A 6,438-nucleotide genomic window follows, 5' to 3' on the forward strand; every position below is an offset into this window, starting at 1 on the left:
CCGTCAGCTGCCGCTCCAGGCCAGGGCGCAGGACCAGACGGCGCCGTTGACCTCGTCGGCGCCGCCGTCGTCGATCATGGCCCACGGGTTGGTCTGGTGTCCCGTGGTGCCGCGGCGGCTGGTGAGGACTGTCTCCCCGTACGGCAGCGGCGTGCGGTTCAGCTGGAAGTGGGGTCAGAGTTGCGAGCGCGCTGGGCTCGTCGGCTGCTGCGCGGGTTTCTCCAGCGGCATGAATGAGTGTTATCGCTAACACATCACATGGTCAATGGGTCGACGGGAGACCGGCACCCGGGATGCGTCCTCGGCATCCGTCGGTGTCAGCGGGTTCGGGCCGCGGCGGTGTCGCGGAGGAGTCCGGCGAAGGTCAGGGCGGCGGGGGTGAGCGAGTGGTCGGCCATGCGCACCAGGAGGATGCGGCGGACGGGCGCGGGCGGCCGGAGGCGCAGGACGTGGACGCCGGGTCGGATGCCCTCCAGGGCCAGGGTGGGAGCGAGGGCGACTCCGATGCCCGCGGCGACCATGGCCTGGGCCTCCTGGTAGTCGTGGGCCTCGTAGGCGATGTGGGGCTCGAAGCCGACGGAGCGGCAGCCGCGCACGAGGGCTTCGGCCACCGGGTGATGGTCGGCGCGGGTGATCCAGGGGTCGTCCGCGAAGTCGGCGAGCGAGGCGGCATCGCGGCCGGCGAGTGGATGGTGGTCGCCGACGAGGAGGGCCGGCGGATCATCGAGGAGCGGGGTGACGACGATGTCCTCCCGGTCGATCCGGCTCCAGTCGTAGTCCCACATCAGGGACATCTCGATCTCCCGGTTCTCCAGCATGGTCCAGAGTCCGGCGATGCGGGCGCTGCGGACGGTCAGCCGTACGCCGGGGTGGGCGTCCCGGAAGGCGATCACGGCGTGCGGGAGCAGCGAGGCGCCGACGGTGGGGAAGGTGCCGACGCGCAGTGTGCCCGCGCGCAGGCCGGCGTAGTCGGCGAGTTCGTTCTCCGCGGCGCGCAGTTCGCGTTCGATGCGATGACCTCGTTCGGCCAGCGCCCGTCCGGCGTCGGTGAGGGTGACGCCCCGGGCGTGGCGTTCCAGCAGGGGCTGTCCTGCCTCCGCTTCCAGGCGGCTGATCTGCTGCGATACCGCTGACGGTGTGTAGTTGAGGGCGCGGGCGGTCGCGGTCACCGAGCCGCGCCGGGCGACCTCCGTGAACAGCAGGATGCGCCGGACGTCGAGCATGCCGCCACCTCCAGCGTTCACTTCACCTTAATGGCCATGCAGATTTCCGAGATTGTACTTCACGCTGCCGTCACCCACCGTTGAGGACACCACGCACGGCGAGACCGCCGGTGGACTTCCCCTTCCATGTCTGTGAGGAGTCGGTTGTGCTGCGTCTGCAGGGCGAGATGATCCGCGGAGGAACCAGCAAGTGCTGGATCTTCGACCACCGCGACGTGGCCGCCACGGGCGTGGACGTCGACGCCCTCCTGCTCGCCGCCTTCAACGCCGCCGACCCCCGCCAGATCGACGGCGTGGGCGGCGCCTCCTCCACCACCTCCAAGGCCGCCGTCGTACAGCCGTCGACCCAGCCCGGTGTGGCTGTCGAGTACGCCTTCGCGCAGGTCGGCATCGGCGACGAGCGCGTGGAGTGGGCCAGCAACTGCGGCAACTGCGCCACCGCCGTGGCCCTGTACGCCGTCCACCACGCTCTTGTGCCGATCACGTCGGACACCACCACCGTCCGCATGCTCAACGTCAACACCGGGGCCCGCCTCACCGGCACGATCCCCACCCCCGCGGGCGTGGCCCCGGACGAGGGCACGGCCGTGGTGCCGGGCACCTCGGCGCCGGGCGTGCCGGTCCTGCTCGGGTTCCAGGACCCGGCCGGCTCGACGACCGGCCGCGCACTGCCGACCGGCCGGGCGCTGGACGAGCTGACCGGCCCGGACGGCCCCGTCGAGGCATCCCTGGTGGACGCCGGCGCGCCGGCCGCGCTGTTCGACGCCAAGGCGTTCGGCCTCGACGGCACCGAATCCCTCACCGCGTTCGCCACCGCGGTGCCCACGCTGGCACTGCTGCGCCGCCGGGCAGCGCTGGCCATGGGTCTGGCCCGCGAGGGCGACCCGGTCAGCCACGCGGTGCCGAAAGTGGGCATCGTCGCCCGACCGGCCCCCTACCGCACCACACAGGGAACACCCGTCAACCAGGACGAGTACGACCTGGCCGTGCGCATGGTCTCCATGCACGCCCCGCACCCGGCGATCGGCCTGACCTCCGCCGTGGCCCTGGCCACGGCCGCCACCACCTCCGGCACCCTCGCCCACCGCGTCGCCCGGCAGACCGCCGACGGCACGCTGCGTCTGGGCACTCCCGCCGGCGTGATCACCACCCGAGCCGTCCCCGCACCGGACGGCGCGTCCCCCACGGTGCTCCTGCACCGCGCCGCCCGGCGTATCGCCCGAGCCGAACTCCTCGTTCCCGTCCTGGAAGGACGCCCCGCATGAGCCGCAACGACGCCGCCCCGGGTACCGTCACCGCACCACCGGGCCGCATCCGCCGGATGCTGTCCCACCTGTATGTCCAGTGCCTGGTCGCCGTCCTCCTCGGCGCCGCCGTGGGCGGGTTGTGGCCGTCCTTCGGCGCTGATCTCAAGCCGCTCGGCGACGGCTTCATCGCGCTGGTGAAGATGTTCATCGCGCCGGTCGTCTTCTGCACGGTCGTCCACGGCATCGCCTCCATGGGCAACGCCCGGGCGGTCGGCCGCGTGAGCCTGAAGGCTCTGGTCTACTTCGAGGTGCTGACCACCGTGGCCATGGTGATCGGCCTGGTCGTCGTCAACGTCGTCAAGCCGGGCAGCGGTCTGCACATCGACCTCTCGACCCTGTCCACCAAGGCCCTGCCGCCGGAGGCGACCACGGCCCACGAGGGCTTCGCCGCCTTCCTCCTCGCCATCATCCCGGCCACCCTGGTCAGCGCCCTGACCGGCAACGAGATCCTGCCGGTGCTGCTGGTGTCGGTGCTGTTCGGATTCGGCCTGCACGCCAGCGGGGAGGCCGGCCTGGGCATCGCCCGGGGCGTCGAGAAGTTCTCCGCGGTGCTGTTCACCCTCATCCGCTGGATCATGCGGCTGGCCCCCGTCGGCGCGTTCGGCTCGATGGCCTTCACCATCGGCCACTACGGCCTGGGCACCCTGCGCCACCTGGCCCTGCTGGTCGGCTCGTTCTGGCTGACCGCCCTGATCTTCGTCCTGGTCGTCCTCGGGACCGTGATGCGCCTGAACGGACTGCGGCTGCTGCCCTTCCTGCGCTACATCAAGGAAGAGCTGCTGATCGTCCTCGGCACCTCCTCCACCGAGCCCGTCCTGCCGCGCATGATGGCCAAGCTCCAGCACGCGGGCGCCTCGAAACCGGTCGTCGGCATCACGCTGCCCGCCGGGTACTCCTTCAACCTCGACGGCACCGCCATCTACCTGACCATGGGCTCGGTCTTCCTCGCCCAGGCCCTCGGCATCCACCTCAGCCTCACCCAGCAGCTGACCATGCTCGCCGTCATGCTGCTCACCTCCAAGGGCGCCGCGGGCGTCACCGGCTCCGGCTTCATCGCCCTGGCCGCCACCCTCAGCGCCGTACCGCACGTCCCGGTGACCGCCCTCGCGCTGATCTTCGGCGTCGACCGGTTCATGTCCGAAGCCCGCGCCCTGACCAGCCTGGTCGGCAACGGCGTCGCCACCCTGGCCGTGGCCCGCTGGGAGGGAGAGCTGGACGAGGACCGCGCCAAGGCCGTCCTGCGCGGAGAGATCCCCTACGCCCCCGCCCCCGCTCCCTCCGCGATGCCGGCCGAGCTCGATCCGAAGGAGACACCCGCACCGACCCACGCCCCCGTCGCCGTCGCACGCTGACGGCGCACGGACGGGCCGGCCGGAGCGGACGCTCCGGGCCGGCCCGGACGGGCGGTCACCACCCTGTCCCGCTCTCCGGGTACCGTCAGGCTATGAGTCATCCGCACCCCGAACTGAAAGCCGCCCCGCCTCTTCCCGAAGGGGGGCTGCGGGTCGTCGCCCTGGGCGGCCTGGGTGAGATCGGCCGCAACATGACCGTCTTCGAGCACGCGGGCAAGCTGCTCGTCGTCGACTGCGGCGTGCTGTTCCCCGAGGAGACCCAGCCCGGCGTGGACGTGATCCTGCCGGACTTCACCTCGATCCGGCACCGGCTGGACGACATCGTGGCCGTGGTACTGACCCACGGCCACGAGGACCACATCGGCGGCGTGCCGTACCTGCTGCGCGAGCGGCGCGACATCCCCGTCGTCGGCTCCAAGCTGACCCTGGCGTTCCTGGAGGCCAAACTCAAGGAACACGGCATCCGGCCGCGGACGGTGCGGGTGCGGGAGGGCGACCGGCGTGGTTTCGGGCCCTTCGACTGCGAGTTCGTGGCGGTCAACCACTCCATCCCCGACAGCCTCGCGGTCGCGATCCGCACCCGGGCCGGGATGGTGCTGCACACCGGCGACTTCAAGATGGACCAGTTCCCCCTCGACGACCGCATCACCGATCTGCGTGCCTTCGCCCGCCTCGGCGAGGAGGGCGTGGACCTGTTCCTCACCGATTCCACCAACGCCGAGGTCCCCGGCTTCACCACCTCGGAGCGAGAGCTGAACCCGGCGATCGAGCAGGTGATGCGCACCGCGCCGCGCCGGGTCATCGTCTCCAGCTTCGCCAGCCACGTGCACCGCATCCAGCAGGTCCTGGACGCCGCCCACCAGCACGGCCGCAAGGTCGCCTTCGTCGGCCGGTCGATGGTCCGCAACATGGGCATCGCCCGTGATCTGGGCTATCTGAAGGTCCCGTCCGGTCTGGTCGTGAGCACGAAGGAACTGGAGAAGCTCCCGGACCACAAGGTCACCCTGGTGTGCACCGGCTCCCAGGGCGAACCGATGGCCGCGCTGTCACGGATGGCCAACCGCGACCACGTGATCCGCATCGGCAAGGGCGACACCGTCCTGCTCGCCAGTTCCCTCATCCCCGGCAACGAGAACGCCATCTACCGGGTGATCAACGGACTCACCCGGTGGGGCGCCCACGTGGTCCACAAGGGCAACGCCAAGGTGCACGTCTCCGGGCACGCCAGCGCCGGCGAGCTCGTGTACTGCTACAACATCGTCAGGCCCCGCAACGTCATGCCCGTGCACGGCGAATGGCGCCACCTGCGGGCCAACGGCGACCTCGCCATCCGTACCGGTGTCGACCCCGACCGGGTCGTCATCGCCGAGGACGGCGTCGTCGTCGACCTGGTCGACGGCCGCGCGTCCATCACCGGCAAGGTCCCCGCCGGCAACGTCTACGTGGACGGCATGGAAGTCGGCGGCGCCACCGAGGCGTCCCTCAAGGACCGCCTCACCCTCGCCGCCGAAGGCGTGGTCACGGTGGTGGCGATCGTCGACGCGGACACCGGCGCCCTGGCCGAGGCCCCCGACTTCCTGGCCCGCGGCTTCGTCCACGACGACAGCACCTTCGAGCCGGTCATCCCCGTCATCGAGAAGACCCTGGCCACCGCGGCCGAGGAAGGCGTCGGGGACGCGCGCCAGCTCGAACAACTCCTCGCCCGCGCCGTGGCGAACTGGGCGTTCCGCACCCACCGCCGCAAGCCGCTCATCATCCCCGTCATCATCGACGCCTGACACAGCCCGGGAGCAGGGTCCGCGGCCCCGGTCGCGGCCCCTGCGCTCACCGGGCCGTCAGGCCGGCATCTTCCGGGGGTGGTTGCTCGTCGCGGCTCTCCGTGGTGAAGGCGTCGCGGCGAGCGAGGGCCACCGACAGAGGCAGGCCCAGCCGCTCGGCCGCGCGTCGCCGGACACGCACCTGCGCTCGGAGCCGGGGCCGGAAGGAGGGGAGCCGCGAGCAGCCGCAGCCAGGGCGGTGATCGTAGGTCAGCCCCTCCGCGAGCACGGTGGCGACGACGGACCATGCCTTCGTGTCGCGTCGCCGGGGCGCGGCGAAGTCGTAGCCGGCGAAGACGAGTTCGTCACGGCAGCCAGGACAGACGCGCTTGCGGATCGGCCATGTGCTGCCCTTGAACGAGAGCCGGCACGCGACGCACACGTAGTGCCGGAAGGCGCCGTTGAACGCGTGGTAGCACATGGCCCGACAGGTTACGCATGGTCCGCGGGTGGGCCCAAGCGGATTCCTGGGCCCGGTCAGGCCAGTCAGCCGCCGCTGTGGCGTACGAGGGGTGTCACCCGGCAGGCTTCAGCGTCGGGTTGCCGTAATACGCGTCGGGGCCGTGTTTGCGGGTGTAGTGGCGCTGCAGAAGGTGCCGGGGTGGTGAGGTGGCCGGGTTGAGGGAGAGGGTGCGCAGGGCGATGTCTGCGACTGTGAGGATGATCGTGTTCCGCACGGGGCCGCGGCTTGACCCGGTCTGCGACTGACCAAGGTGTCCTGAGCGCCGATCTGTCGGCC

The 6,438-nt window shown here is 71.2% G+C and carries 7 protein-coding genes; 3 read left to right on the forward strand and 4 right to left on the reverse strand.

Going from position 1 to position 6,438, the window contains the following annotated elements; translation table 11 throughout:
- Window positions 1-3 precede the first annotated feature (3 nt).
- Both ACFYMM_RS09755 and ACFYMM_RS09760 read right to left on the reverse strand, forming a co-directional pair.
- Window positions 4-162 (reverse strand): glycoside hydrolase family 36 N-terminal domain-containing protein, encoded by a 159-nt coding sequence (locus tag ACFYMM_RS09755; RefSeq protein ID WP_388385308.1) that lies wholly within the window; start codon window positions 160-162, stop codon window positions 4-6.
- A 155-nt stretch (window positions 163-317) separates the two neighbouring features.
- A complete protein-coding gene (locus ACFYMM_RS09760; RefSeq protein WP_388385309.1) occupies window positions 318-1,223 on the reverse strand; it encodes a LysR family transcriptional regulator in 906 nt (301 codons plus the stop codon).
- A gap of 146 nt (window positions 1,224-1,369) precedes the next feature.
- On the opposite strand from ACFYMM_RS09760, the gene ACFYMM_RS09765 reads away from it, so the two are divergent.
- From ACFYMM_RS09765 to ACFYMM_RS09775, 3 genes are all read left to right on the forward strand, one after another.
- Entirely contained in the window at window positions 1,370-2,488 is a 1,119-nt protein-coding gene (locus ACFYMM_RS09765) for a PrpF domain-containing protein (protein ID WP_388385275.1), read from the forward strand.
- Window positions 2,485-3,882 (forward strand): C4-dicarboxylate transporter DctA, encoded by a 1,398-nt coding sequence (gene dctA, locus ACFYMM_RS09770; RefSeq protein WP_388385276.1) that lies wholly within the window; start codon window positions 2,485-2,487, stop codon window positions 3,880-3,882. Before ACFYMM_RS09765 ends, dctA begins: the two co-directional genes overlap by 4 nt.
- Window positions 3,883-3,974: 92 nt before the next feature.
- On the forward strand, window positions 3,975-5,660 hold the full coding sequence (locus ACFYMM_RS09775; RefSeq protein WP_388385277.1) for a ribonuclease J: 1,686 nt from the start codon (window positions 3,975-3,977) through the stop codon (window positions 5,658-5,660).
- A gap of 46 nt (window positions 5,661-5,706) precedes the next feature.
- Here ACFYMM_RS09775 and ACFYMM_RS09780 read toward each other — a convergent pair whose 3' ends face one another.
- On the reverse strand, window positions 5,707-6,120 hold the full coding sequence (locus ACFYMM_RS09780; protein ID WP_388385278.1) for a hypothetical protein: 414 nt from the start codon (window positions 6,118-6,120) through the stop codon (window positions 5,707-5,709).
- Between the two features lie 94 nt (window positions 6,121-6,214).
- Window positions 6,215-6,376, reverse strand: a complete 162-nt coding sequence (locus ACFYMM_RS09785; protein ID WP_388385310.1) for a hypothetical protein — start codon at window positions 6,374-6,376, stop codon at window positions 6,215-6,217.
- Between the last annotated feature and the right edge of the window lie 62 nt (window positions 6,377-6,438).

Origin of the sequence: Streptomyces sp. NPDC006739 (assembly GCF_042869815.1) — a bacterium.
Classification (GTDB): domain Bacteria; phylum Actinomycetota; class Actinomycetes; order Streptomycetales; family Streptomycetaceae; genus Streptomyces.